The sequence below is a fragment of the Lysobacterales bacterium genome (assembly GCA_019634735.1).
Lineage (GTDB): Bacteria > Pseudomonadota > Gammaproteobacteria > Xanthomonadales > UBA2363 > Pseudofulvimonas.
Genome location: JAHCAT010000013.1, coordinates 114,771 through 139,665, shown reverse-complemented (window position 1 = coordinate 139,665; position 24,895 = coordinate 114,771). Strand labels below are relative to the sequence as shown.

Genomic DNA, 24,895 nt, shown 5'->3' with positions numbered 1-24,895 from the left:
TGTTGCACTCCAGTCTAGAGACCACCAGCCAAAGAGAAGGGCGCCCCAGGCGGTCCGCCCCACGGGCATCCTGCCCGTGGGGTTCGCGTGTCCCGTCCGGGCCGACGCTCAAGGGCCATCCATGGCCCACGCGTCGGACGGCGCCTCGGGCGCCGTCCGCGCCTCCGGCGCGGCTGATCCGGCCGTGCCCCGCCGGACCGCGTGGGGCCCCGGGAAAAGCGCGGACATCCTGTCCGCCAACAGCAACAGCAACAGCAACAGCAACAGCAACAGCAACAGCAACAGCAACAGCAACAGCAACAGCAACAGCAACAGCAACAGCAACAGCAACAGCAACAGCAACAGCTACAGCTACAGCTACAGCTACAGCTACAGCTACAGCAACAGCAACAGCTACAGCTACAGCTACAGCTACAGCTGCAGCAGCGATACCAACAGCTACAGCAGCGACAACGACAGCAGCAGCTAGAGCAGCAGCTAGAGCAGAAGCCGGAGCAGAAGCCGGAGCAGAAGCCGGAGCAGAAGCGGGAGCAGAAGCGGGAGCAGAAGCCGGAGCAGAAGCGCCTGTCCCGTTCGTGCGACGGCACCGCACTTCTCCCCTCCCCCGCCTGCGGGGGAGGGGCGGGGGAGAGGGCCGGCGCTTGCCCGGAACTTGATCGTCGTCGGACCGGCGCGCGCGACGTGTCCGGGTGGCCAGCATCCCTGGCTCGCGCGGTCGTAGCGGGAAGTGATGCGGTGGACGGGCAGGGAACCCGAAGCCCGGCGCGCCAGCCGTCCCATCGCCCGCGCCGCGGCCCTGCTGTCCGGCGAGCCCGCACCGGCGCCCGGCTATCATGTCGCCATGATCCGTCTCAAGGACCTCGCGCTGCGGCGCGGCGGGCGGCTGTTGCTGTCCGGTGTCGACATCACCCTGCATCCGGGGTGGCGGGTGGGCGTGGTCGGCCGCAACGGTTGCGGCAAGACCAGCCTGTTCGCGGCGCTGCTGGGCGAGCTGGACCTCGATGCCGGGGCCATCGAGCGGCCGGCGGGGCAGCGGGTGGCGACGGTCGCGCAGGAAACGCCGGCGTTGCCCGATGCCGCCATTGACTACGTGATCGGCGGCGATGCCGCGCTGGCCGCGGCGCTGGCCGAGGAGGCACGTGCCACCGCCGCTGGCGACCATGCCGCGGCGGCGGCCGCCCACCACCGCATCGACGAGCTGGCCGGCTACGACGCCCGCGCCCGCGCAGGCCGCCTGCTGCACGGCCTGAGCTTCGGTGCCGACACCCATGCCACGCCGGTGCGCGAGTTCTCCGGCGGCTGGCGGGTGCGCCTGAACCTGGCGCGCGCGCTGATGGCGCCGTCCGACCTGCTGCTGCTCGACGAGCCGACCAACCACCTCGACCTCGACGCCGTGGTCTGGCTGGAGGACTGGCTGCGCCGCTACGAGGGCACCCTGCTGGTGATCTCGCACGACCGCGAGTTCCTGGACGGGGTGTGCAGCCACGTCGTGCACATCGACGACGGCCGCGCGCGCCTGTACACCGGCGACTACACCGGCTTCGAGCGGCAGCGCGCCGAGCACCTGCGCCAGCAGCAGATCGCCCACGACCGCGAGCAGGCCGAGCGGGTCCGCCTGCAGGCCTTCGTCGACCGCTTCAAGGCCAAGGCCAGCAAGGCCAAGCAGGCGCAGTCGCGGGTCAAGCGCCTGGAGAAGCTGGCCGGCACCGAGGCGGTGCGCGCCGAGAGCCCGTTCCGCTTCGTGTTCACCACGCCGGACCGGCTGCCGTCGCCGCTGCTGCGCCTGGACGACGCCCAGGCCGGCTATGCCGGCGCGCCGCGCCCAGTGCTGACCGGCGTGCGCTTCGCGCTGGAACCGGGCGAGCGCATTGCCTTGCTCGGTCCCAACGGCGCCGGCAAGTCGACCCTGGTCAAGACCCTGGTCGGCGACCTGCCACTGCTGGCCGGCGAGCGCCTGGCGCACCGCGACCTGCGTATCGGCTATTTCGCCCAGCACACCGTCGAGTCGCTGCGCGAGGGCGCCAGCCCGATCGAGCACCTGCGGCCGCTGGCGCCGGGCGTGGCCGAGCAGCGCCTGCGCGATTTCCTGGGCGGCTGGAACTTCGCCGGCGAGCGCGCCTACGAGGCGGTCGACGGCTTCTCCGGCGGCGAACGCGCGCGCCTGGCGCTGGCCCTGATCGCCTGGACCCAGCCCAACGTGCTGCTGCTCGACGAGCCGACCAACCACCTGGACATGGACATGCGCGAGGCCCTGGCCGAGGCGCTGGCCGACTTCCCCGGCGCCCTGGTCCTGGTCGCCCACGACCGCCACCTGATCGGTCTGGCCTGCGACACCTTCTGGCGCGTCGCCGAAGGTCGCGTCGAGCCCTTCGACGGCGACCTGGACGACTACGCGCGCTGGCTGCGCGGCCGCAGCGGCAGCGTCCCCCCCGTCGAAACCGCAGCCGAGGCCACCGCCGACACCAGCGCCCCCGACGCCCGCGCCCGCCGCCAGGCCGCCGCCCGCCAGCGCGAGGCCCAGCGCCCCCTGCGCGCCCGCCTGCAACGCATCGAACAGCGCCTGGCCGCCCTGGCCACCGAACTGGCCGCCTGCGAGGCCCAGCTCGCCGACCCCACCGTCTACGCCGCCGGCGGCGACACCGTCGCCACACTGCTGCAGCAACGCGGCCGCCTGGTCGCCGAGCAGGGCACCCTCGAAGAAGACTGGCTCGAAGTCTCCGGCACCCTCGAAGAAGCCTCCATCTGACCCGTGCCGCCGCGGTGGGCGTTGCACGGGCAGACGCCACCGGCGAGCGCCGGCACCGCACTTCTCCCCTCCCCCGCGGGCGGGGGAGGGGCTGGGGGAGAGGGCTGCCGCGGCCAGCGCGCGCGCCTGGAATCGCAGCGATGCAGATCCTGGCCAGCCCCGACCCTCTCCCCCGGCCCCTCTCCCAGGGGGAGAGGGGAGCAAAGCGCGCTCCGCCTCTGGATCGATGGCCCCCGCTGCCTGCGCCCGGTCCAGAGTCCGCAGCCCCCGTCCCCGATTCCCCATCACCGAGTTGCCATCCCCGAGTCCCCAGTCCCTAGTCCCCGGTCCCCGGTCCCAGTCCCCAGTCCCCAGTCCCCAGTCCCCAGTCCCCAGTCCCCAGTCCCCAGTCCCTAGTCCCTAGTCCCTAGTCCCCAGTCCCTAGTCCCTAGTCCCTAGTCCCTAGTCCCTAGTCCCTAGTCCCTAGTCCCTAGTCCCCGGTCCCCGGTCCCCGGTCCCCGGTCCCCGGTCCCCCCAGCCTGTGGCATCCTTCGCGGCCGCCCCGGCCTTGTCCGGCGTGCCTGCGGACCCCATCTGGGGCCCGGACCGATCCATGGAGACCTGCCCATGCCCATCTACGAATTCGACTGCACGGCCTGCGGCCACGGCTTCGAGCGCCTGCAGAAGATGTCCGACGCCGACCCGTCGGCCTGCCCGGCCTGTGGCCAGTCCACCGTGAAGCGCCGGCTGTCGGCGCCCTCGTTCCGCCTGGCCGGTGCCGGCTGGTACGAGACCGACTTCAAGTCCGACAAGGACCGCAAGCGCAACCTGGCCGGCAAGGACGAGGGCAGCGCCCCGGCCAGCGGCGACAAGCCGGCGGCGACGCCCGCGACGCCCGCGCCGGCCGCCTCCACAACCGCCAGCCCGGCGCCCGCCGCCGCCAGCAGCGGAGCCGCCTCGTGAGGGCCGCCTGGCCGGTCCTGGCCGCGACATTGGTGCTGGCCGCCTGCCGCGGCGGCGAGAACGCCACGCAGGGCACCGCCCCGGTGCCGCCGCCCGCCGCGATCGCCCTGTTCGATTCCCTGGAGCCGCTGTGCGGCGCCGCCTTCGCCGGTGCCGTCGCGGTCGACGAGCCGGCCGGCGTCGATCCGGCCTGGCAGCAGACCCCCCTGATCCTGTCCGTGCGCACCTGCGAGCCCGGCATCAAGGCGCTGGGCCTGGCCCTGGGCGAGGACCGCTCGCGCGTGCTGCTGCTGGTGGCGACGCCGGATGCCAACGTCGACCTGCGCGTGCTCAACCACGCCGACGACGGCACCGAGGCCACCCTGAGCGGCTACGGCGGCCGCGGCCAGGCCGGCGCCGCCCCGGGCGAGGTCGAGTTCCCCATCGAGGAACGCTCGGTGGCCCTGTTCCTGCGCGAGGACCAGCCGGCCCGCGGCGCCGACGCCCGCTGGCTGATCGCCCACGACCCCGAGCGCCGCCTGGTGTTCGAGGAACGCCACGAAGGCCGCCGACTGCGCGTCGAATTCGACCTGCGCATCCCCGTCGAGCCGCCGCCGCCGCCCTTCATCGAAGCCGCGGTGCGCTGAAGTCCGCCGCCGGGCTCCGGCCCGGCGCCCACGGCCGCCGCATGATTGCGCGCCGGCCTGCACACGCGCACGGCGACCCCGCGACGATGAAGGTCACGGCAAGCCCCGGCCCTCACCCCCGGCCCCTCTCCCGGGGGGAGAGGGGAGCAGAGCGCGCTGCGCTTTCCGGGTTCGGCGGCCCTAACCGACCACGACACCGCACTTGTCCTCGCCCCCGCGGGCGGGGCGGGCGAAGCAGGGCGGCCGTGCATGCGATTGTCCCCTTGCGACGGCACTGCACTTCTCCCCTCCCCCGCGGGCGGGGGAGGGGCGGGGGAGAGGGCCGCTTCGACCAGCGCGTTGCCGGGCCGGCGGCGATGAAGACCATGGCAAGCCCCGGCCCTCACCCCCGGCCGCTCTCCCGGGGGAGAGGGGAGCAAAGCGCGCTGCGCTTCCCGGATTCCGCGGCCGCACCCGCACTGCCGCAGGCCGCCCCCAGCCCCCAGCCCCCAGTCCCCAGTCCCCGGTCCCCGGTCCCCGGTCCCCGGTCCCGCCCTTGCTAACATGCGCGGTTCCCCTGTTCCGGATCGGCCCTGAAATGCGTACCCACCTGTGCGGCCTCGTCGACGAGGCCCTGATCGGCCAGACCGTCACCCTGTGCGGCTGGGCCGACGTCGCCCGCAACCTGGGCGGCGTCTGCTTCATCGACCTGCGCGACCACGAGGGCGTGCTGCAGGTGGTGGCCGAGCCCGACCAGGCGGTGTTCGCCACCGCCGCCCAGGTCGGCTACGAGGACTGCCTTCGCGTCACCGGCACCGTGCGCGCCCGGCACAGCGTCAACGAGCGCATCCGCACCGGCCGCGTCGAGCTGGTCGCCGAATCCATCGAGATCCTCAACAAGGCGCAGCCGCTGCCCTTCCACGCCCACGAGAACCCCGGCGAGGAGATCCGCCTGCGCTACCGCTACCTGGACCTGCGCCGTCCGGAGATGCAGCGCATGATGCGCACCCGCATCCGCCTGGTGCAGGCGCTGCGCCACTGGCTGGACGAGCGCGGCTTCCAGGACATCGAGACGCCGATCCTGACCAAGGCCACCCCCGAGGGCGCCCGCGACTTCCTGGTGCCGGCGCGCATGCACCCGGGCGAGTTCTACGCGCTGCCGCAGTCGCCGCAACTGTTCAAGCAGATCCTGATGATGGCCGGCTTCGACCGCTACTACCAGGTCGCCCGCTGCTTCCGCGACGAGGCGCTGCGCGCCGACCGGCAACTGGAGTTCACCCAGCTCGACATCGAGTTCGCCTGGGTCGAGGAACGCGATGTCCAGGACACCGTCGAGGCGATGGTGCGCGACGTGTTCCGCGCCGTCGCCGGCGCCGAGCTGCCGGCGCCGTTCCCGCGCCTGCCCTGGGCCGAGGCCATGCGCCGCTTCGGCTCGGACAAGCCCGACCTGCGCATCGACCTGGAACTGGTCGACCTCGCCGACGCCGTGCGCGGCTGCGGCTTCAAGGTGTTCGCCGACTGGGCCGGCGAGGACGCCGGCGGCCGCGTCGCCGCCCTGCGCCTGCCCGGCGCCGCCACCCTGTCGCGCAAGCAGATCGACGAACTGGCCGCGCATGCCGCGAAGTTCGGCGCCAAGGGCCTGGCCTGGATGAAGGTCGAGGACCCCGGCAAGGGCATCGAAGGCGTCAACTCGCCGATCGCCAAGTTCCTGGACGCCCCGGTGCTGGCGGCGATCCTGGCCGACACCGGCGCCCAGGCTGGCGACCTGCTGCTGTTCGGCGCCGGCCCGTGGCAGCAGGTCTGCGACTTCATGGGCGCGGTGCGCCTGAAGGCCGGCCACGACCTGGGCCGCGTCGCCAACACCTGGGCGCCGCTGTGGGTCACCGACTTCCCGATGTTCGAATGGGACGCCGAGGCCGGCCGCTTCGTGGCCCTGCACCACCCGTTCACCGCGCCCGCGGTCGACGACATCGCCCAGCTGCGCGCCGACCCCGCCGGCGCGGTCAGCCGCGGCTACGACATGGTGCTCAACGGCAACGAGATCGGCGGCGGCTCCATCCGCATCCACCGCAGCGACCTGCAGGCCACCGTGTTCGACCTGCTCGGCATCGGCGCCGACGAGGCCCAGGCCAAGTTCGGCTTCCTGCTGGACGCGCTCAAGTACGGCGCCCCGCCGCACGGCGGCATCGCCTTCGGCATCGACCGCATGGCCGCCCTGCTGGCCGGCACCGACTCCATCCGCGACGTCATCGCCTTCCCCAAGACCACCACCGCGCAGTGCCTGATGACCGGAGCGCCGTCGGCGGTGCCGGAGGGGCAGCTGGCGGAGGTGCATGTGCGGGTGAGGAAGCCCGCCGGCTGATTGGTGGAGAGGCGCGTACGCCAGCAGGAATCGCGCTCAAGGTCAGCGCGAATGATGGTCGAAGCCCCGCCTCTCTTGCTTGTGCAAGGGGGGCGCGATGACGCCCTGCCGTCCTGCTCCTTCCGTCAGCGGAGGATGCGAGGTGAGCCGCAACGAGCCACCGGGCGCAAAGCCGAAGTCTATGTGCGCCAGCAGTGGATCGCGTGCAGTGCGCTCGTCGCATGCCGGCCCCAATGGCTGTGGAACGATTCCCTCCACTCCCAGGCGGCCGATGCCTCGTTTCCCTTGTCATACAGGGCCAGCCCAGCCCGCAAGTCGCTCCAGATCTCAGTGAGGTGATGGGCGAGATAGCCCGCCACAGGCTCCGGTGACTCGAGGTTGGATGGCGCGGCGCAAGACACGTAGCAGTCGAAAGGCAACGCGGCAAACCGTCGGCTCACCGCCTCCCACTGTTCGCGCGGCACGTCCGGCGCATTCTCGTCGTCGAAGCATGCCGGTAGTTCGTAAGCTTCGGCACACAGCCTGGCCAGGAGCCGCGCGGCCGTTGCCATGTCCTCGTCGTTGGACAGCGCAGGCTCCTCCGCCCACGCACAATAGGCGCGGGCGGTACGGACGAAGTCCTGCAGTTGTCGTACGTCGACAACCATGACCTCAACTTGCCTACTGGAGGAAACTTCGTGCAAGAACTTCGTCACTGGCAGTGAAAGGAAATCGTTTCGCGATCTCAGCCGAGTTGACACCTTGCGCGAGCCATACAGCGACTTGAGCTGGAACAGTGAAGTCCGCGTCTGGATTTGCGCGGGCATGAGCTGCCACACGCCTCATTACATTAACAAGATGGGGTGGAGCGGTGTCGACAGTGAAGGTCTCACTGGGGGTTGGATTATCTTTCTCAAAGTCGGCGCAGTAGGCGATGAACTTGACGCCGCTTTGCTCGTTGGGCCTGAGGGAAACAAATGAATTGCCTCGAGACTGTGAATAGCTGTTGTCTCCATTGAGGATCATGGATGCGATCATGTTCTGTCCTCGCCCTCCGTTTCGAAAGAAGACGGGCCTGGACATGATAATGTCGACGTGAACAGGTCTTGAGGAAGAGTTCTGGATGATTCCTTCCATGGAAGCTCCCGAAGAGCTTCCGTTGCCATTGGCCCGTACGACAGCGAGAATCCCGGCATCAATAAGATCTGCGAAATCACCTGGATTTGTCGTTGACGTTCGCTCGTTGGGCTCGGAAGAAGCAGGAGATTGTTCTGCAGAGCAGGCTCCCAAGACCAATAGCGCCAAAAGAGCTGATAACGTCACTGCGTACTTCATGAGGTTCCTCCATCCTCGCTTGAATCGATCAGAAAGACGCCTCCTATCCGTCAGTGCACGGAACTGGTCATCGAAAACGTGCTGGAGTGCAGTCAGGCCGGCAGCGACTTTGTCCAAACGGTCACTCCCGTCGAACGCGCGTCCCTTCATTTCGAACTTGTATGACTCCACGGCGATGGACTCCCTGATTCCTTCTAGCGCCGCTCTAAGCCACTGGTCGGCAGCATTCTTGAAGCCAGCCATCCCACCAACGGTCGGCTTGAACGCATATTGGGTTGCGACTGAGGTCTACTTAGACTGCTTCTTGCCATTCTCTTCGACAAATTTGGAGAACTGCGCCAAAGAAATGCCGTACCAGTCCTTTCCATTCTTAGGAGACCAAAGCACACCGCTCGGCTTTACACGGATGTGGCCAACGACCTTGCCGTTGGAGTCGACGATTTCATGGTCTTCGTACTTTCGCGGTCGGAACGAATTGACAGCCACGGTACTTACACTCCCTACTGAGATTGTCTTTGCCTTCGGATGAAGGAGGCGAAATGCTCCTGAAGCGTATCAAGGTCTTCAACAGCTATGTGTGCCGGTTGGGACACGTTGACAAATTCACCGAGGATGTCCGAGTACTGCATTGCAATGCAGAAGATCTCCCGCTGCAGCTCGCCTTCGTGCCAGTTCACGATTGCGTGGAGCAGAAGGTAATGCACGTCATCGCCATGCGATGAGGGTACTGATTCCATCCCCAACACTAGGCGGTACACGTTATTGGGCTTTTCAATGCCAAGCTGCAGGTTGATGAGGGCCATGCTCGATACCCAACTACCATTAGACGGAAAGATGCCGCAGAACCGAGAGCGTCTGAGCAGGCGGAGATTGGGGCACGGGTGGTGAGGTAGTCTGCAAAATCAGTTATTTGCCCAAAAGCGGGGGCGCGGCCAATCCTCCTGAGTCCGTCCGCCTTTCCCGGCCAGTAGAAGTGGCGTGGTGGAATCGTCGCATCGGCGGAGCTTGGACGCAAGCAGGCGAGTTTGCTGTGCAGAAGACCGACGCCTATTCCCCTGAAACTTGTCTGGGGTTGCCCACAGTCCCGGTGCCTTAGATATGCGGACGCAATCATCAGTTGCCCGAATGCGTTACTCGCTTGCCACCCTGCGCCGTTCCGCCCGTGCCGAGCGGCCAGCGGCCCGGCCGACAAACCTGCACCCTGTAGCATCTCGACACTCACCACTTCGCGCCCATCCATGCCCCGCCTATTCGCCCTTCTCCTATTCCTCCTGCCCAGCCTCCCCACCCCCGCCGCCATTCCCCCCGGCGCCGACCGCGACACCGGCGAAGGCCCCTGGCCGCAGCTCATCCTGCGCGGGGTGACGGTGGTCAACGGCACCGGGGCGCCGGCCAATGGGCCGGTGGACATCGTCATCCGTGGCAACCGCATCGAGCGGATCGCCGGGGTCGGCTATCCGGGGGTGGCGATTGACGAGGATCGGCGGCCGAAGCTGGAGGCGGGCGGGCGCGAGATCGACCTGGCCGGGCACTACGTGCTGCCGGGCTTCGTCGACCTGCACGGGCATATCGGCGGGCGCGAGCAGGGCACGCCGGCGGATTACGTGTACCGGCTGTGGCTGGCGCATGGCGTGACCAGCGTGCGCGATCCGGGCTGCGGCAACGGGCTGGACTGGTGCCTGCGCGAGCGCGAGCGCAGCGCCGCCAATGCCATCGCCGCGCCGCGCATCCATCCCTATGTGTTCTTCGGGCAGGGCCGGGACGGGCCGTTCACCACGCCGGAGCAGGCGCGCGAGTGGGTGCGCGAAGTCGCCCGACGCGGCGCCGAGGGCATCAAGTTCTTCGGCTACCGGCCGGACATCATGGAGGCGGCGATCCGCGAGGCCGGCGAGCGCGGCCTGCGCACCGCCACCCACCACGCCCAGATGGACGTGCGCCGGGTCAACGTGCTGACCAGCGCGCGCTGGGGCCTGACCACCATGGAGCACTGGTACGGGCTGCCTGAGGCGCTGTTCGTCGACCGCACCGTGCAGGACTACCCGGCCGACTACAACTACGGCGACGAGCAGCACCGCTTCGAGAACGCCGGCCGGCTGTGGGCGCAGGCGGCGCGGCCGGGCAGCGAGAAATGGAACGCGGTGCGCGACGAGCTGATCGCCCTCGACCTCACCCTGGATCCGACCTTCACCATCTACCAGGCGACCCGCGATTTCATGCGCGCGCGCACCGCCGAGTGGCACGCCGACTACACGCTGCCGGCGCTGTGGCGCTTCTTCGCGCCCAACCGCCGCGCCCACGGCTCGTTCTGGTTCGCCTGGGGCAGCGAGCAGGAGACCGCCTGGCGCGCCAACTACGCGCTGTGGATGGCCTTCATCGAGGACTACAAGAACCACGGCGGCAGGGTCACGGTCGGCTCGGATTCCGGCTACATCTACAAGACCTACGGCTTCGGCTACATCGAGGAACTGGAGCTGCTGCGCGAGGCCGGCTTCCACCCGCTGGAGGTGATCCGCGCCGCGACCCTGTCCGGCGCCGAGGCCCTGGGCGCCGCCGACCGCATCGGCTCCATCGAGGCCGGCAAGCTGGCCGACCTGGTGGTGGTCGCCGAGAACCCGCTGGCCGACCTCAAGGTGCTGTACGGCACCGGCGCCGTGCGCGTCAGCGCCGACAACGAACCGGTCCGCGTCGGCGGCGTCCGCTACACCATCAAGGACGGCATCCTCTACGACGCCCGCGCCCTGCTCGCCGACGTCCGCCGCATGGTCGCCGACGCCAAACGCGCCGAAGGCATCGAGCGGCTGCCCGACGTCGGCACCCTGCCGCGCTGAGAAACGGGGTCAGGTTCACTTCCGCCAGGGCGAAAGCCAGCCCGACCGCCCTTCAGGGCAACAGGCCCAGGTCCACCTTCGACCGGACGAAGGCGCACCCGACCCCCATCGGTCGGCGACGGTCAGCCCGGGGCGTCGACGTCCGGCGCGTAGACGTCCGGGTCGTAGCGCTCCATGAGCGTCTCCGGGCGTCGGGGCGGGGCGAAGCCGAACAGCGCGTACAGCCCATGCGCATCCGAGGTGGCCAGCGTGAAACGTCTGAGCCCCTGCAACTGCGGATGGCCGAACACGGCGGCCAGGAGCGCCTTGCTGTGGCCCTTGCCGCGATGGTCCGGCAGCACGAACACATCGACCAGGTTGGCGAAGGTGGCGTAGTCGGTGATGACGCGCGCGAAAGCCACCTGGGCCGAACCCACGAAGCCGCCGAAGCAAAGCGCGTTGTCGATGGCGCGATCGACCCGAGAACGCGAGATGCCCCGCGCCCAGTAGGAGGCTTCGCTGAGGAAGCGATGGATCAGGTTGCGATCCAGTTCCGCCCGGTCCGTGCTGATCCGCAGCAGCGGTTCGTCCCTGCCGCCGGTCGGTCCGGCTGGCGACGCCGGGTCGGCGCGGTCCGACGACTCAGCCGGGCGCACAGCCGCGCGCCTTGCCGACCCGGGCCGTCGAAGCCGGGTACCGCACGAGCAGGGGGGGCGGCCGGACCGGCCGCCGGCAGAGGTTGCCGCCGCAGTTGGGACACACCCCCCCGAGCACGTCCGCGGCGCACGCCGCGCAGAACGTGCATTCGAAGGTGCGGATGAAGGCCTCGGCCTCGGGGGGCAGTTCCCTGTCGCAGCACTCGCAGTTCGGGCGGAGTTGCAGCACGTCCAGTCTCCTGCGTGGGGCTTCGCCGGGGGGCGCGTCCGGGGCCGGCGACCGGCCGTCGAGCCCGGGCCGGCTTGCGGCCCACGGCGCCACGCCCGGAGTCCCTCGGCGGCCAGGATCCGGCGCATGGAACCGCCCCCGGCGTATTCGATTTCGGCGATCCGTCACTCCTCGCCGATGTGCCCGGGACGATACATGATCTCGGTATCGGGGTCAGGTTCACTTCCAGCAAGGCGAAGGCTGCATGGCCCTGTTCGACGGCCCGGCGACCTGGTCCTCAGTCCTGGCTCGGTGCAGCGTGCAGCGCGGCATGCTCGGCCAGCTCCGATGCGATGAAGGCGGCGATCATCGCGCGGTAGACCATTTCGGTGACCTTGGGGTCGGCGCCCAGCTCATGCGCCTGCGCCACCGCCCGGGCGACGACCTGTTCCACGCGCTGGGGTGCCCGGACGTCGGCGGTGGTCGTCTTGAACGCCGCGGCCTGTTTCACGTAGGCGCCGCGCTCGGCGAGCAGGCCGACCAGTTGCCGGTCGATGCGGTCGATATGCGAGCGAACCTGCTCCAGGGAGCTGCATGGCTGGATGGGGTTTTCGCTGCTGGCCATGCCAATCCTGTAGTCCGGTTCGGGTGAGGTTTGCCCCCGGCAAGATGGTAGCAATCGTGGCCTTCGTCGATGGGGGCGCCGGCGACCATGGCCTGGGCAAACGAAGTCGGGGCCACCTCCGGCAGGGCGCAGGCGAACGTGTTCCGCATGCCGGAGGGCGCCCTCCGGCCGGAACTGTCGGCAATCGCGGCGCTTCCGGGTCCCAGGCGCCCGGTCCGGAGCCAGTCATGACGGCTTGCGTCATATGACGCACGGCGTTATGGTTGCCCCGTGATTCGCGACTTTGCCGACCGTGAAGCCGAGAGCATCTGGCAGGGAACGCGATCCCGGCGCTTGCCGGCGGATATCCAGCAGGTCGCGCGTCGCAAGCTGCGCATGCTCAACAGCGCCAGCTCGCTGGAGGACCTGAGGATCCCGCCGGCCAACCGGCTGGAGGCATTGAGGGGCGGGCGCAAGGGCCAGCACAGCATCCGCATCAACGACCAATGGCGCATCTGCTTTCGCTGGAAGGATGGCGATGCGCATGGCGTCGAGATCGTCGACTACCACTGATCCGGAGCTCAGCCATGAAAACCCTGCCCAACATCCACCCCGGCGAAGTGCTCCTGGAGGAGTTCCTCCTGCCGTTGAACATCAGCCAGAACGCGCTGGCGCGCGCCGCCGGCGTACCGCCCCGGCGCATCAACGAGATCGTGCTGGGCAAGCGGAGCATCACGGCCGACACCGCCGTGCGCCTGGCCGCGGCGCTCGGGACCAGCGAGCGCTTCTGGCTCGGGTTGCAGGCGGACCATGACCTGGAAGAGGCGCATCGCGCCCTGGGTGCGGCCGTCAAGAGCATCCGGCGCGTGGCGGCCTGACCCCCTTGCAGCTGCCGGGGCGGCCGGCCCTCTCCCCCGCCCCTCCCCCGCACGGCGGGGGAGGGGAGAAGTGCGGTGCCGTCGCACTGGCAGGCGCAGAGAACGGGGTCAGGTTCACTTCCGGCAGGGCGCACGCGAACCTGGCCCCATCCGTCGTCATGCCTGGCGAACAGGGCGAGGCCAGTTTACGCCAGGGTGAAAGCAAGCCTGGCGCGTTGCCGCCGCCGGCCTACTCCAGGAACGGCTGCCGCATCGGGGCGATGCCGTCCAGGGTTTCGCTGGCCTCGATCCGCGCGATCTGCTGGCGGACCTGCGCGACGAAGTCCGGGTCCGCGGGCACCAGGGTCTGGTCTACGAAGGCCCGGTACGCAGCCAGGGCGCCCTCGCGCTGGCCCAGGCGGACATGGGCGTTGCCGATCTCGATGTGCCCGGCGACCATCCTGGGGTCGACGGCCAGGACTTCGGTGCCGCGCCGGATGACCATGGCCCAGTCGTCGCCGTTGTCGCGGTAGATGTAGTCGAACAGTCGCCCGGCGATGCTGTTGGCGCGCGCGCGGGGGTCGCGGATGCGGCCCTTGCGCACCTGCATGTTGCCGGCGCGGAACGCTTCTTCGGTCTCCGCGTAGAAGGTGTCGGGGTCCCAGTCGTAGGCGGGCCAGGGCAGCAGGGCGCCCATGCGGATCAGGAAATAGCCGTCGTAGACGCCGTCGACGTTGTCGTCGTCGAGCGACTCCACCAGGTTGCGGATGCGCATGCCGGCGCCTTCGGTCTGGCGCGACCGGCTGCCGTAGAACGGCAGCTCGCCGTCGACCACCACCTGGTCGTGGAAGGCCCGGATCTCATGGAAGCGCAGGCCCAGGTCCACCGACTCGTTGGAGAAGTTGCGCCAGGCGTTCTCGCTGCCGCCGGCCAGGCGGTTGTGGAACTCGTACAGGCGTGGCTCGGGCAGGGTGGCGACCAGCAACGTGGTCAGCAGCGCCGCGAAGGCGGCAGCATGGAACCGCGCCAGCGGCGCCGCGCCGGGCGCGCGCAGTTCGACGATCACCTGGCGCAGCGCCAGCGCGATCACCAGCAGCAGGGCCAGGACCACCGGCAGGGCATGGCGGATGCCGGCATAGGCGCCCTGCGAGGCGGCCAGGGCGGCGAGGTGGCCGCCGGCCATGATCAGCACCATCAGCAGGGCCAGCCCGGAGGCATCATGGGGACGCGCCGCGAGACCGTCGGGATCGCGTTGCGGTGCGGGCGGTGCTCCGCTTGACGACGAGGGCGCCACCGGCACCGCGTCGGGCTGACCAGCAGGCGCTGACGACGCCCCGGTGCGAAGCCCGGCGGCCGCAGCAGCGGACCCATGGGACACCCGGTCGACACGCTCGCCGCGGCCCAGGCGGGCACGCAGCAGAACCGCCAGCGCCAGCGCCAGCATCAGCAGGGTCGCCAGCGGCAGCTTGGAGACGATCTGGCTGGGCCAGACGTGCCAGGGGGTCTCGTTGATGTACTGCCGACCCCACAGCAGATGGGCGACCTGGCCGCGCCCCTCGACGCCGGCGCGCAAGGTGTCGGCCAGGCCCCACAGGTAGGGACGCGGCAGCAGGCGATGGTCGTCGGCGGTGGCCAGCAGCGTGCGCAGCACCGGCCGGTTCAGGTCGCCGATCTTGGCGCCGATCTCGCGGTTGAACGGGTCGCTGCCGTCCGGGCTGGTGTGGAAGCGGAAGTCGTAGTGGGCCCAGAGCACGGCGACGGCGAGCAGGGCGGCGACCAGCAGCTGGCCCAGGCGCCTGATCGATTCCCGCACACCGGCGCGGCGCGACTGCCAGGCCAGCACCAGCACCAGACCCAGTCCCAGCGCGGCCAGGCCGGCCAGTGCGGAATGCTTGGTCGCCAGCGCCAGGCCCATGGCCAGGCCGGCCAGCAGCGCCGAGCGCCAGCGCCAGTCGCTGGCCAGCAGCCCGGCGCAGCAGGCGGCGAGCATCAGGGTCAGGGCCAGGGGCAGGTCGGTCATCACCAGCGGCATGTGTGCCGACAGGGTCGGCTCCAGCGCCACCAGGCCGACCAGCGCCACCGCGGGCACGGCGCCGAAGATGCGCCAGGCGAGCAGGCCGGTCAGCAACAGCAGCAGGCCGTTGAAGGCGAACATCGCCAGCCGCGCGCGCTGCTGGATCGCCAACGCGTCGTTGTCGAGATAGACGATACGCTCGACGTAGTCGCGCTCCTGGGTCTTGTCGACCAGCGGTTCCAGCGGCGGCAGGGCGAGCAGGGATTCCGGCATCCAGACGCCGACCCAGCGCTTGGTCAGCGGCGGATGCTCGGGGTTGAGCCGCCAGTCGCCGGTGCGCTCGTAGCTGGCGCCGGCGACGATGTGCCAGGGCTCGTCGATGGTGAAGCTGTCCAGCCGGGTGCCGAGCTGCGAGCGCAGCACGGCCAGCAGGACCAGGACGACCAGCACGGCCGGTACCAGCCAGGCCGGCTGCCTGCGGCGATCGGCGGATTGGGTGGGGCGGGCGGGCAGGGACATCGTGGGACCTGGCGGCGGGGCTTGCATTCGGTACGGGAAATGCCGGCGACCGGGGCCATCGGGTTCAAAGCCTGTGGTGCCTGCCGGGTCCGAAATCCAGTCCACCTGAGCGGCGCTTGAGGGTCACGCCCATCGCATCGGGCCGAACCGCGCCTCCGGCACGATCAATGCATGCCGTCCGGGGCGACAGCGATGCCGCAGGTCGGGATCGCCACGGCTGTGCCCGCATGCGCAGGGGCGCGATGGGTTGTCGGCGGTCGACGCGGGTCCCGCATTGGCCGGCCGCGCGGACAAGTCCCGGCCGACTGGATGAAGCGCGAGCCCACGCCCTCCGGGTCCCCGTAACGGTTACCCCCGCAAGGCCCGGTCGGGATCAGGCCGCACGCCGGGCGTAGAACGCGTGGATGAGCCCGGCCTGGAAGAATCGCGTGGGGGGCTCGAAGCCGGCCGAGGCGATGAGCGCCTCCAGGTCCTGCGGCGGCAGGATGGCGACGTCGCGGTCGTAGGCCTCGCGCATCTGCGCCATGCGTTCGGGAGACAGGTCGGCGGCCGCCAGGGTGCGCATCCAGACCGCCAGCAGCTCCGAATACCCGGGTGCGCGCACGTCGGCGGCCAGGTCGGCGCTGGCGAGGATGCCGTCCGGCCTGAGGCGGCGGGCGATGTCGGCGAAGAAGCCGGTGCGCTCGGTCCTGTCCAGGATGAACTGCGACACCATCAGGGCGCTCGCACAATCGAAGGCGCCGCTGTCGGGCAGGGTGTCCAGGTAGCCGGTGTGGAAGATGCAGCGCGCGGCGTAGCCATGCGCCTGCGCGCGCTGCCGTGCCGCGGCGACCATGCCTGCCGAGGGCTCCACCGCCACGAACCGCCAGCCCGGGAAGCGCTCGGCCAGGGCATGAATCTCGGCGCCGGTGCCGGTGCCGACGCACAGCATGCGCGCGTCGTCGGGAAGTTCGCTGAAGACGACGGTCAGCAGCAGATGCATGCCGTCGCGGAAGCTGGCCAGCTTCGACCATTGCTGGTCGTAGGTGGCGGCCTGGCCGTCGAAGGTGGATTCCAGTTGCTTGCGGTCCATGGGGTCGCTTTCCGGGAGGTCGAGTCGGGGAGGGGGCGGCGCGCGGCGGGCGCGGTCTGCGTCCATCGAAGGGGACTCAGGATAGGCGGTGCGAGGATCGCGCGGTGCGATTCGTCCAGGAGGCGAAGCCCCCGGCCGGCAGCGGCGGTACAGGCGATCCATGCGGCGGGCCGCATGCCCGCGCGGGGTCGAACCGAGTCCGAAGCACGCATCCAAGCGGGTCGGCCGCCGACCGCGGCATCCGCCCCGCTCGACTGCCGGCGGCTGCCTAGAACCGCGACCCGGGCTCCAGCAGGAAGGCCTGCTCCTCGGCCGTGGATGCCCGTCCCAGGATCTCGTTGCGGTGCGGATAGCGGCCGAAGCGGTCGATGATCGCCTTGTGGCGCAGCTCGTAATCGTAGTTGTTCGCCGGCGCGTGGTCCCGATACAGCGCCTCGGCGACGACATGGATCCGGCGCGACTCGCTGTGCATGTAGGGCAGCAGCAGGAAGCTGCGCCGGACGGCATCGAGCGCCTGCAGCGCACCGCCCGCGACCGCCTCCTGGGCCAGCGCCAGGGCCATGGGATCCTGCGCGAAGGCGTGTGGCGTGTCGCGGTGGATGTTCCGCGAGAACTGGTCCAGCACCAGGATCTCGGCGAGGCGTCCCTGCGCGCTTTCCCGCCAGGCGTACAGCTCGCCGGCAGCTGCGCGCTGCAGCAGTCTGCCGAACCGCTGCCGCAGGGTCGCGTCGAACGCCGGGTCCGAGGCGAACCACGCCTTGGGGTCGATCTCGTCAAACCAGAAATCCAGGACTTCGCTGGGCATGGGCGCGCTCATCTCAGGCCGTGCGGGTGCCCCGAGGGTGTGCCGCCGATGCGGCGTGCGTCAAGGGCCAGCGTCGTGCGTGTCGGTCGCCCTGCAACGGACGAGCGGTTGGTCGGCGAGGCGTTCCGACGTCTGCCCTGGTCGCAGTCTCGGTGCGGCCTGGAACCTGCTGGAGCCGACAGGGCAGATCCTCAACCGCGTCAGCGCACCCGGCATGCCCCCCGGAACCCGGTGCCGGGCCGGAGTGTCGGCGAACCCACGGCCAGCCCCATGGCCGCTGACTGCGGCCTGTTGTCGACGGTGCACGGGGCTGGCGATCTGCCCGCGCAAGTCCTACCCGGAAAGCCACGAAAAAATGCCGCAGCCGGCGCAGGCGCCTTCCGCTGCGCAGACGCCGGTGCCCACGGCCTTCAGACCCGGCGACGCATCGCGGCCATCCTGCGTCGCGTCCGTGTCGGCGGGGTGCTCATCGCCCGCCGCGACGGGTCGGCTGGCGGTTCCCGTGGCCTGCTGCGCATGCGCGGACGCTGCCGCCGCGCACGCCCGGAACCGTTCCACCACCAGGGGAAGGGCGCCGAATACGCCATGCGTCCGAACCAGCGACGCGACCGCGGCCGAGCACGACGGCCCGCCCGCGTGCACGCGCATCGCGCAGGAAAAACCCTTCCGTGGCGACAGATGCCGCTGGTAGAGCGCGATGGCGCCCAGAACGATCAAGGCTGCCGGGGAATACAGGGAGCGAGCCATTGTCAGGGCCTGATGACCGCGCGAGGCGACGCGTTGAACGGCCACCAGCGTATACCAGGCAGGTGGCCTACTTGCTTCCCGGCAGCGTCAAGCCGGCGCCCACCGACCCCCAGTGTCCAGCCCCAAGCCCCAAGTCCCAAATCCCAAGCCCCAAGTCCCGAGTCGAAGGTCGAAGGTCGAAGGTCGAAGGTCGAAGGTCGAAGGTCGAAGGTCGAAGGTCGAAGGTCGAAGGTCGAAGGTCGAAGGTCGAAGGTCGAAGGTCGAAGGTCGAAGGTCGAAGGTCGAAGGGCGAAGGTCGAAGGGCGAAGGTCGAAGGTCGAAGGGCGAAGGTCGAAGGGCGAAGGGCGAAGGTCGAAGGGCGAAGGTCGAAGGGCGAAGGGCGAAGGGCGAAGGGCGAATGCCGCAGCACCTCACTTCTCCCCTCCCCCGCATGCGGGGGAGGGGCGGGGGAGAGGGCAGTTCCCGACAGCGCGCACCGATGGACCTGGCCGCGATCTCCTTTTCGCTCGCGAACGAGCCACCGGCGTAGCGGCTCCGAAACACCACCCTCTCCCCAGCCCCTCTCCCGCGTCGCGGGAGAGGGGTGCAGATCGTGCTCCGAGTCCTGAGCTCCAACCACCGTCGAAGGAAGCGTATCGAGTGCAGCCGCCAGGCGCCATTCTGAGATCCGGAAAGACCGCACTGAGTCCTTGACACCGCAGCCTGCTAGTCGAGGCACGCCAGCATCAGGTCGCTGGGCAGCTTCGTCCAGCCCTCGGCGGAGCGTACGAAGCCGATCCAGGTGCCGACGATCGAGGTGCCGACGTGGTAGACCAGCAGGCCGGATTCGGTGCGGAACCAGGCGGCCCGGGTGGGCGCGTTGAGATCGGGCTGGCGTTCGGCGGGCTCGAGCAGCGCCAGCAGCGCGTCTGCTTCCGGGGGCGCGCGGCGCAGGTGGATCAGCGGGGACTTGGGGATGTCGCCGGCATCGCCCAGGGGGAACAGGGCCGGGACGCAACTGGGCGGGCCCCGGAGCGCGCAGCCGCCAAGGGCGAGCAGCAGCGCCGCGACGGCGAGGGCGTGCCGCAAGCCGTGCCCGGCAGGCGGCTGATGGGGATGTGCGACCCGGCCGGCAACGCGGGCGTCGCAGCGTGCCGGCGATGCCCCTTCTCCGGGCGGAATCAGTCGCCTTCCCCGGTCACCACGGTGAAGCCCTGTTCCTGCGCCCAGCCGGTGAGCGCCGCCTTGGTGGCCTCGTCCTCGAAGGCGTCCCAGATCCCGAGCAGGCCATTCCGCTCCAGGATGGCCTTGAACGCCCGGTAGGCGCCGCGCCGGGCGAACGCCGAGTGCACCGCATCGGCCAGGTGCGGGGCGACCTTGCCCACGAAGTCGAACACCAGGTCCCGGCCCAGGTCCAGTTCGCGCTTGTCCGGCAGCTCGACATAGCGCGTGTCGTCGTCGATGTCGTCCGGGAGCGGCGGCTCGTCGTCGGCGTAGGGCGACCGGACATGGGTCGCGCCGGTGACGAGGTCGATGAAGACCTCGTTCTCGCCCGGCGCCGCATCCTTCAGCATGAAGGCGAGCTCGAGATCGGACAGGCTGACCCGGACGCCCTGCGTCGTCGCGGCGCCGCCGTCCGGGTCGGCGTCTGCGCCAACGGCGTCCGGCAGTGCTTCGAGCTGGCTGGTCACGTGCGCCGCGATCTCCGAGGTGTTCCTGACGAAGGCCGCCTCCAGGTCGACGCCGCACTTGTCGGCCAGCACCAGGATCGACCACAGGCAGTCGGACAGTTCATGGGCCAGCTTTTCCTGGCAGTCGTCGATGTCGCGGACGCCGGCGTGCGCCTGGACCAGCTTGGCCAGGTCGCCGACATCGCCCATGAAGCCCAGGGCCAGCTCAGTCGTGGTCCAGGCCCGCCCATGCCGCCTGGTCTCGAGTTCTTCGTACAGCCGGTTCAACTGCAATGCCGCGGTTTCGAGGTCGCTGAGTTTCATGTCGTTCTGCTCCTTGCCGGGACAGCCCGCGTCGAGGAGTGGCCTGGTGGGCTGGCTGGACCTGACGGTACGGCGTCAGGCCCGTCCTGGCTACCCGTGCGCGCGGATGCAGGGTCCGCAGGCACGCCGATCGCGGTGCGCAGGCGGCCAGCCGCAGACCCGTCCGGATCAGACAGGTCGACGCGAGGGGATTCGTCGCCCCGGACCGTGCCCCGAATGCCTCGCCCGATCGGCCGGCCTCTACCTGTCCCATTCGTGACCGGGCGCTGAAGGCATGCGGCGGCGACGCGGCGGTCCGGCTGGCGCATCAGAAATCATTCGTGCGGCACATGAGGTATTCGTCGACGTACCGGTCCCCGATCTGCAGGGACTTGCGTCGTGTGCCCTCGATCTCGAAGCCGTGACGCAGGTACAGCGCCACGGCGCGGACATTGGTGGTGTGCACCGTCAGTTCCACGCGCACCAGCCCAGCGGAGCGGGACCAGGCCAACGCCTCGGCGAGCAGTGCGGAGCCTGCGCCATGGCCCCAGTGCGAGCGGCGCACGCCCAATGCAAGCGTCGTCGCGTGACGGAGCCGGACCACCGGACTGCCCATCGCATGCAGGAAGCCGACGAGCGCGTTGTCGTCCGTGGCCACCAGGCACCGGGCGTTCGGGCAGGCGTTGAGTTGCCGGATCTGTTGACGCTCATCCTGCACGGAGCCGTCGAATTCCCCGGGCCCCCACAGCATGTACTCCGTCTCGCCAAGCAGCACGTGACGCAGCGCCAGCAGGTCCGCTGCATCGTCTTCCACGGCTTCGCGAACGGAAACGTTGCGTGTCATCGATCCTGGCGCCTGGGTGGTTCCGGCCCGCACAGCGGGTGCAACCTGGTTGCATGGTCAGGCATTGCCGGCGATCGCCATGACCTGTCCGATGCTCAGTTCGTTGCCACTGGGGTCGGCGATGCGGAAGTCCCGCATGCCGTACGGCCGATCCCCCTCGGGACGAGGATCGTCACGCCCGCAGCGACGAGAGACGCATGGTACGCGTCGATACCGGTCACGACCAGATGGATGTGTGACGCGCCCGCGGGCTTGCCTCCCGGGCGTTGCGTGAGCGTGATCTCCACGCCGTCCCGGCAGACAGCAGCGATGTCGGCGGGATCGCCCCACGACCACGCCAGGTCGAAGCCAAGCAAGTGGCGGTAGAAGTCCATCGATTCCACGAGATCGCCGACCGACAGGACGGGAGAGACGGATTCGATCTTCATGCTGCGTACGAGGTCTTCCTGGCGAACAGTGCCCCTGTCAGGCCGACCCGGGCAGCAGGCCAGGCGTGAACCAGCGCCCGCGCCGCCTGCCGTGACGGCAGGGAGCGCTTTGCGCTTCCGGTAACGACCCGGACCGGACGCATGCTTGACCGGGGAGTCAGATTCTCGGCAAGCAACGAACCTTCGGCCGGTTCGAGTGTTGCATGTGGAAGTCCCTTGGTCGAGATCACGGCCTGTCGAGGTGACCTCTGGATGACCAGCCTGTTGGCGCTACCCATCCGACTCGCCATGCGCATGCGCACGGCCTGAATCGAGGGGTTGGCCGGTGCAGGGTCGGTGTGGTCGCTTCAGGGGATGTCGGGGCGAAAGGAACGGGTGGACAAAGTGCCGCCACGGACACGGTGGGCAACCAGTCTGGGCACGACGCGATACGCGGCCAGGTCCGTCCTGTGGCCTGTCGATAAGCCCAGGCGGTCGTTCCGTATCTACCAGAAAAGGGCAGGGCGGCCGGCACTACGCCGGACCCGTCCGGCGGTCGCCACTCGCGAAGAATGACGTGTCCGGAAGCGGCGCGATTTTCGTGGCCGGGAATGATGGAATCTGTGCCGGACCAACCATTACGAGGAGCGCCTGTGAAACTCTCCGTCCAAGGGATTCCGACCGAACACGCCCGCCATCTGCGCGCTGGCCGTGCCGACGCGAATGGGCAGCCCGCCCTGCATCGCGTGGCGGAGGGTCCGATGAACCCGTGCCGCCACTGTTTGGGGCTGATAGCGGAGGGTGACCGGAAGCTTGTTCTGGGCTACCGCCCGTTCGACACCGCGCAACCGTACGCCGAGGTCGGGCCGATCTTTCTGCATGCGGGAGAATGCCCGAGATACGAGAGTGATCGTCTGCCAGCTTGGTTCGCCCATCTCACCCCGGCGGTCATTCGTGGTTACGGCGCCGACGATTGGATCAGGTACGAGACTGGCGCTGTGGTCTCGGGCGGCGAACTGACGGCCGCATGCCAAAGGATCCTCGGCGACCCGCAGGTGGCCTACGTGCATGTTCGCTCCAGGTTCAACTGCTTCCAGTGTCGCGTTGACCGGGCGTAGGCGGTCGGCGACCGCCCGACTGCGTCCGATGTTTGGGTATTCCTGTCGCAGCGGAACCAGGTGCCGGGCGTCGCCGTGCTGCGCTGCCCGATCGGCCTGTATCCCCGGCGGGAGCCTATCGAGCCTTGCCAAGCTGGAGGCGGATCACACCGTACTCCTTCCCGGTGCCTTCACTGCGCAGACGGCCAATCCTCGACAGGGCTGTCCTCCGGTTGTCTCGACGAGATGCCTGGGCGCGCAGTGCCTGGTGAAACCTGGCGCCGCAGCAGACTGCTTGATCATCGTGCTTTGCGCTCATGGTCGCCCGGACATCCAGCATTGCGCATGGTCTTGGACCCGAGCACCAGGGGTGCGAAGAGGAGCTTGCCAACGGCCAGCCGGGCGGGGCGGACGGCAGCGCGCAGGAAATCGGGCATGGTTTCCCGGTGCGTGATGGTGCCGTCGAAATCGAACAGCGCAAGGTCCATGGATGGGTCGACTGCAGGGCTGGCAGGGGAGGGCGGAACCATAGCCGGGTAGAGATGGACTGCGTTCGCTTCCTGGCCGTCACTCCAAGGCAGCCAGGTCTTCCGGCACCAGCGAGTACACGATGGCGGCCGTCGGCACGCCCCGGACCACGAGCCGGTTGCGGGCCACCGCTTCCCGCGTCGCGCCCAGCTTTTCGGCCACCGCCTGGCTTGCGTGGTTGCCAGGCGTGGTCACGATCTCGATTCGCACCAGGCCCAACTGATGGAACCCGATGCGCGCGACCTGCGTGGCGGCCACCACGGCAACGCCGCGGCGCCGGTGCGCCTCGCCCACCCAGTAGCCGAGATTCGCCGATCGGTGGGCGGCGTCGACCTGGTTGAGGCCGACGCAGCCCAGCAGCACCTGGCCGCGGGCGTCGAAGATCCCGAAGGGAAACTCGGACCGACGTTCCCAGGCCGCCTCGCAGTGGGCGACCCGGACCTGCGCATCGGCCAGGCCGTAGCCGGGATGACACCAGGGAAACGTCGCCGACAGGGAGGCGATGGAGTTGCGGACCGCGGCGTGCAGGGCGGGCGCGTCATCGCGGGTGAGCGGTCTGACGATGATGTCCAGGGGGCTTGGGCTGTGGCTGCTCATGTCGGCGGATGCCTGGATAGAGACCCGCGGAGTGGCCGTGGGGAAATCGCTAGGCCGATTCCTGACGCCGGTTGGGGCGAATGGTTGGACGCTACCGCCGATGCAACCAAAGCGCCACACATCCATAGATCACCAGGGCAATGCCGATCAGAAAGAACAGCGGCGCACCGCCACTCTCCAACTGGTTCGGATTCCACCGCCCGGAGACCTGGAAGCCGTATCTGCCCACCACCACGCTGGCGTAGATGGTTGCACCCAGCCCGGCCACCAGGGCGACCAGACCCAGGAGAACTCCAGGCTTGCTTCGGAGTCTGGGGAGTTTCATGCGTGGCGGCCAGGATTGTGGAACGTGATGGCCTGCGGGTAGAGGCTGGCCAGGCAACAAATTTCAGGTCAGGATCGCTGCCGCAATCGGCTCGGATGATGCGCCCGATAGCGCGCCCGCGGCTCGCGGCTTCGCCCGCCGCGTCAGCTCGAACGCGATGTCGTTCGACGCTTGCCGCCCGCTGCGGCCGGCCGGCTCTCGGCTAGCCTGCCGGTGACGTACTTGTGCAGAACGCTGGCGATGAGCGTCTGGTAGGGCATGCCTTCCTCGAGTGCCTTGGCCTGGATGCCCAGAAGGTCCACAGAGGAAAGCCGGATGTTCACCCGCTTGTCCTTGATGGCCGTGGCCCGTGCCGCGGCGCGAATGCGCTGAAGCTCGGCCTTGCCCGCAGCGGGCTTGAGGCTGCCTGCTTCGTAGGCTTCGAGGATCTCGGTCTCGTAGGGGTCCAGCTTAGGCATCGTCTGACTCCTTGGCGATGAACTCGCGGGTGGCTTTCCTGCTCGGGATGATCGTCTTCAGGAAGAAGTGGTCGTCTTCCTCGACGAAAGGAACCAGGTAGGCGTAGCCAAGCATTTCCACCACCATGACCTTCTGGCGCGGGTACTTCTTCGGGTTGGGGTGCGGCACGATTTCGAGAAGCGCCCCAGCTCCCACGGCGACGGTGATCTCCTCGAAGGAGATGCCGCGTTCGGCCTTCAACAGATCGTTCTTGTCGGTCGGCCACCGGAACGGCTTCATGGCCACAAGGCTAACACCCTGTGTGCCGATTGTCTTCAGGCGACGACAGTAGTCCTCGGCGCTGCGCGCGGAACTGACCCGGCGCAATGGATGCGCTGCGAACTCCGCTGTGGGCCGCCGTGGCGCGTTGCCATGACCCCAGGTCAAGG

At 69.2% G+C, this 24,895-nt stretch carries 27 protein-coding genes and 1 pseudogene; 9 read left to right on the top strand and 19 right to left on the bottom strand.

Features of this window, described 5'->3' with window-relative positions:
- Window positions 1-184: 184 nt before the first annotated feature.
- The 5 genes from KF823_12975 (at window position 185) to aspS (ending at window position 6,655) form a co-directional block, all read left to right on the top strand.
- On the top strand, window positions 185-469 hold the full coding sequence (locus tag KF823_12975) for a hypothetical protein (protein ID MBX3726816.1): 285 nt from the start codon (window positions 185-187) through the stop codon (window positions 467-469).
- 372 nt (window positions 470-841) lie between these two features.
- The gene (locus KF823_12970) at window positions 842-2,746 is read left to right on the top strand and encodes an ATP-binding cassette domain-containing protein (GenBank protein MBX3726815.1); all 1,905 of its coding nucleotides are present in this window, start codon (window positions 842-844) and stop codon (window positions 2,744-2,746) included.
- A 606-nt stretch (window positions 2,747-3,352) separates the two neighbouring features.
- Window positions 3,353-3,688, top strand: a complete 336-nt coding sequence (locus tag KF823_12965) for a zinc ribbon domain-containing protein (protein MBX3726814.1) — start codon at window positions 3,353-3,355, stop codon at window positions 3,686-3,688.
- Window positions 3,685-4,314, top strand: coding sequence for a hypothetical protein (locus KF823_12960; protein ID MBX3726813.1), 630 nt, complete (start codon window positions 3,685-3,687; stop codon window positions 4,312-4,314). The genes KF823_12965 and KF823_12960 overlap by 4 nt, the downstream gene beginning before the upstream one ends.
- 577 nt (window positions 4,315-4,891) lie before the next feature.
- Window positions 4,892-6,655, top strand: coding sequence for an aspartate--tRNA ligase (aspS, locus tag KF823_12955; GenBank protein MBX3726812.1), 1,764 nt, complete (start codon window positions 4,892-4,894; stop codon window positions 6,653-6,655).
- Between the two features lie 179 nt (window positions 6,656-6,834).
- On the opposite strand, the gene KF823_12950 is transcribed toward aspS, so the two are convergent.
- The 3 genes from KF823_12950 to KF823_12940 all read right to left on the bottom strand — a co-directional run bounded on the left by KF823_12950 (window position 6,835) and on the right by KF823_12940 (window position 8,772).
- Window positions 6,835-7,302, bottom strand: a complete 468-nt coding sequence (locus KF823_12950; protein MBX3726811.1) for a DUF5063 domain-containing protein — start codon at window positions 7,300-7,302, stop codon at window positions 6,835-6,837.
- A gap of 13 nt (window positions 7,303-7,315) precedes the next feature.
- Entirely contained in the window at window positions 7,316-8,212 is an 897-nt protein-coding gene (locus tag KF823_12945; protein ID MBX3726810.1) for a hypothetical protein, read from the bottom strand.
- A gap of 257 nt (window positions 8,213-8,469) precedes the next feature.
- Window positions 8,470-8,772, bottom strand: a complete 303-nt coding sequence (locus tag KF823_12940) for a hypothetical protein (GenBank protein ID MBX3726809.1) — start codon at window positions 8,770-8,772, stop codon at window positions 8,470-8,472.
- A 435-nt stretch (window positions 8,773-9,207) separates the two neighbouring features.
- Between KF823_12940 and KF823_12935 the strand changes: the two genes are divergently transcribed.
- Complete coding sequence (locus KF823_12935; GenBank protein ID MBX3726808.1) at window positions 9,208-10,797, top strand: amidohydrolase family protein; 1,590 nt, start codon at window positions 9,208-9,210, stop codon at window positions 10,795-10,797.
- A gap of 122 nt (window positions 10,798-10,919) precedes the next feature.
- On the opposite strand, the gene KF823_12930 is transcribed toward KF823_12935, so the two are convergent.
- From KF823_12930 to KF823_12920, 3 genes are all read right to left on the bottom strand, one after another.
- Complete coding sequence (locus KF823_12930; GenBank protein MBX3726807.1) at window positions 10,920-11,357, bottom strand: GNAT family N-acetyltransferase; 438 nt, start codon at window positions 11,355-11,357, stop codon at window positions 10,920-10,922.
- Window positions 11,358-11,418: 61 nt separating this feature from the next.
- Complete coding sequence (locus tag KF823_12925) at window positions 11,419-11,661, bottom strand: DUF1272 domain-containing protein (GenBank protein ID MBX3726806.1); 243 nt, start codon at window positions 11,659-11,661, stop codon at window positions 11,419-11,421.
- Between the two features lie 277 nt (window positions 11,662-11,938).
- A complete protein-coding gene (locus KF823_12920) occupies window positions 11,939-12,265 on the bottom strand; it encodes a chorismate mutase (GenBank protein ID MBX3726805.1) in 327 nt (108 codons plus the stop codon).
- A 270-nt stretch (window positions 12,266-12,535) separates the two neighbouring features.
- On the opposite strand from KF823_12920, the gene KF823_12915 reads away from it, so the two are divergent.
- Both KF823_12915 and KF823_12910 read left to right on the top strand, forming a co-directional pair.
- On the top strand, window positions 12,536-12,817 hold the full coding sequence (locus tag KF823_12915; GenBank protein ID MBX3726804.1) for a type II toxin-antitoxin system RelE/ParE family toxin: 282 nt from the start codon (window positions 12,536-12,538) through the stop codon (window positions 12,815-12,817).
- A 14-nt stretch (window positions 12,818-12,831) separates the two neighbouring features.
- Window positions 12,832-13,122: a HigA family addiction module antidote protein gene (locus tag KF823_12910; protein ID MBX3726803.1), complete on the top strand. Its 291-nt coding sequence runs from the start codon at window positions 12,832-12,834 to the stop codon at window positions 13,120-13,122.
- 229 nt (window positions 13,123-13,351) lie between these two features.
- Here the strand turns inward: KF823_12910 and KF823_12905 are convergent, their stop codons facing one another.
- The 8 genes and pseudogenes from KF823_12905 to KF823_12870 form a co-directional block, all read right to left on the bottom strand.
- The gene (locus tag KF823_12905; protein ID MBX3726802.1) at window positions 13,352-15,634 is read right to left on the bottom strand and encodes a phospholipid carrier-dependent glycosyltransferase; all 2,283 of its coding nucleotides are present in this window, start codon (window positions 15,632-15,634) and stop codon (window positions 13,352-13,354) included.
- A 373-nt stretch (window positions 15,635-16,007) separates the two neighbouring features.
- Entirely contained in the window at window positions 16,008-16,706 is a 699-nt protein-coding gene (locus KF823_12900) for a class I SAM-dependent methyltransferase (protein MBX3726801.1), read from the bottom strand.
- 268 nt (window positions 16,707-16,974) lie between these two features.
- Window positions 16,975-17,511: a DUF924 domain-containing protein gene (locus KF823_12895; GenBank protein ID MBX3726800.1), complete on the bottom strand. Its 537-nt coding sequence runs from the start codon at window positions 17,509-17,511 to the stop codon at window positions 16,975-16,977.
- A 333-nt stretch (window positions 17,512-17,844) separates the two neighbouring features.
- The gene (gene yidD, locus KF823_12890) at window positions 17,845-18,258 is read right to left on the bottom strand and encodes a membrane protein insertion efficiency factor YidD (protein ID MBX3726799.1); all 414 of its coding nucleotides are present in this window, start codon (window positions 18,256-18,258) and stop codon (window positions 17,845-17,847) included.
- Between the two features lie 705 nt (window positions 18,259-18,963).
- Entirely contained in the window at window positions 18,964-19,326 is a 363-nt protein-coding gene (locus KF823_12885) for a hypothetical protein (GenBank protein MBX3726798.1), read from the bottom strand.
- A gap of 587 nt (window positions 19,327-19,913) precedes the next feature.
- Window positions 19,914-20,231 (bottom strand): annotated as a pseudogene (locus KF823_12880) (nucleotide pyrophosphohydrolase).
- Between the two features lie 307 nt (window positions 20,232-20,538).
- The gene (locus KF823_12875) at window positions 20,539-21,054 is read right to left on the bottom strand and encodes a GNAT family N-acetyltransferase (GenBank protein ID MBX3726797.1); all 516 of its coding nucleotides are present in this window, start codon (window positions 21,052-21,054) and stop codon (window positions 20,539-20,541) included.
- Between the two features lie 95 nt (window positions 21,055-21,149).
- Window positions 21,150-21,482 carry a VOC family protein gene (locus KF823_12870; GenBank protein ID MBX3726796.1) on the bottom strand — a complete coding sequence of 111 codons (333 nt, stop codon included), beginning with the start codon at window positions 21,480-21,482 and terminating at the stop codon, window positions 21,150-21,152.
- 632 nt (window positions 21,483-22,114) lie between these two features.
- On the opposite strand from KF823_12870, the gene KF823_12865 reads away from it, so the two are divergent.
- Window positions 22,115-22,579, top strand: a complete 465-nt coding sequence (locus KF823_12865) for a DUF1203 domain-containing protein (GenBank protein ID MBX3726795.1) — start codon at window positions 22,115-22,117, stop codon at window positions 22,577-22,579.
- A gap of 278 nt (window positions 22,580-22,857) precedes the next feature.
- Here the strand turns inward: KF823_12865 and KF823_12860 are convergent, their stop codons facing one another.
- The 5 genes from KF823_12860 to KF823_12840 all read right to left on the bottom strand — a co-directional run bounded on the left by KF823_12860 (window position 22,858) and on the right by KF823_12840 (window position 24,746).
- Window positions 22,858-23,046, bottom strand: a complete 189-nt coding sequence (locus KF823_12860; GenBank protein ID MBX3726794.1) for a hypothetical protein — start codon at window positions 23,044-23,046, stop codon at window positions 22,858-22,860.
- Between the two features lie 79 nt (window positions 23,047-23,125).
- Entirely contained in the window at window positions 23,126-23,683 is a 558-nt protein-coding gene (locus tag KF823_12855) for a GNAT family N-acetyltransferase (GenBank protein MBX3726793.1), read from the bottom strand.
- Window positions 23,684-23,774: 91 nt separating this feature from the next.
- Window positions 23,775-24,008 carry a hypothetical protein gene (locus KF823_12850; protein MBX3726792.1) on the bottom strand — a complete coding sequence of 78 codons (234 nt, stop codon included), beginning with the start codon at window positions 24,006-24,008 and terminating at the stop codon, window positions 23,775-23,777.
- 143 nt (window positions 24,009-24,151) lie between these two features.
- The gene (locus KF823_12845; protein ID MBX3726791.1) at window positions 24,152-24,466 is read right to left on the bottom strand and encodes a hypothetical protein; all 315 of its coding nucleotides are present in this window, start codon (window positions 24,464-24,466) and stop codon (window positions 24,152-24,154) included.
- Window positions 24,459-24,746: a BrnT family toxin gene (locus KF823_12840; GenBank protein ID MBX3726790.1), complete on the bottom strand. Its 288-nt coding sequence runs from the start codon at window positions 24,744-24,746 to the stop codon at window positions 24,459-24,461. The genes KF823_12845 and KF823_12840 overlap by 8 nt, the downstream gene beginning before the upstream one ends.
- Window positions 24,747-24,895: the final 149 nt, after the last annotated feature.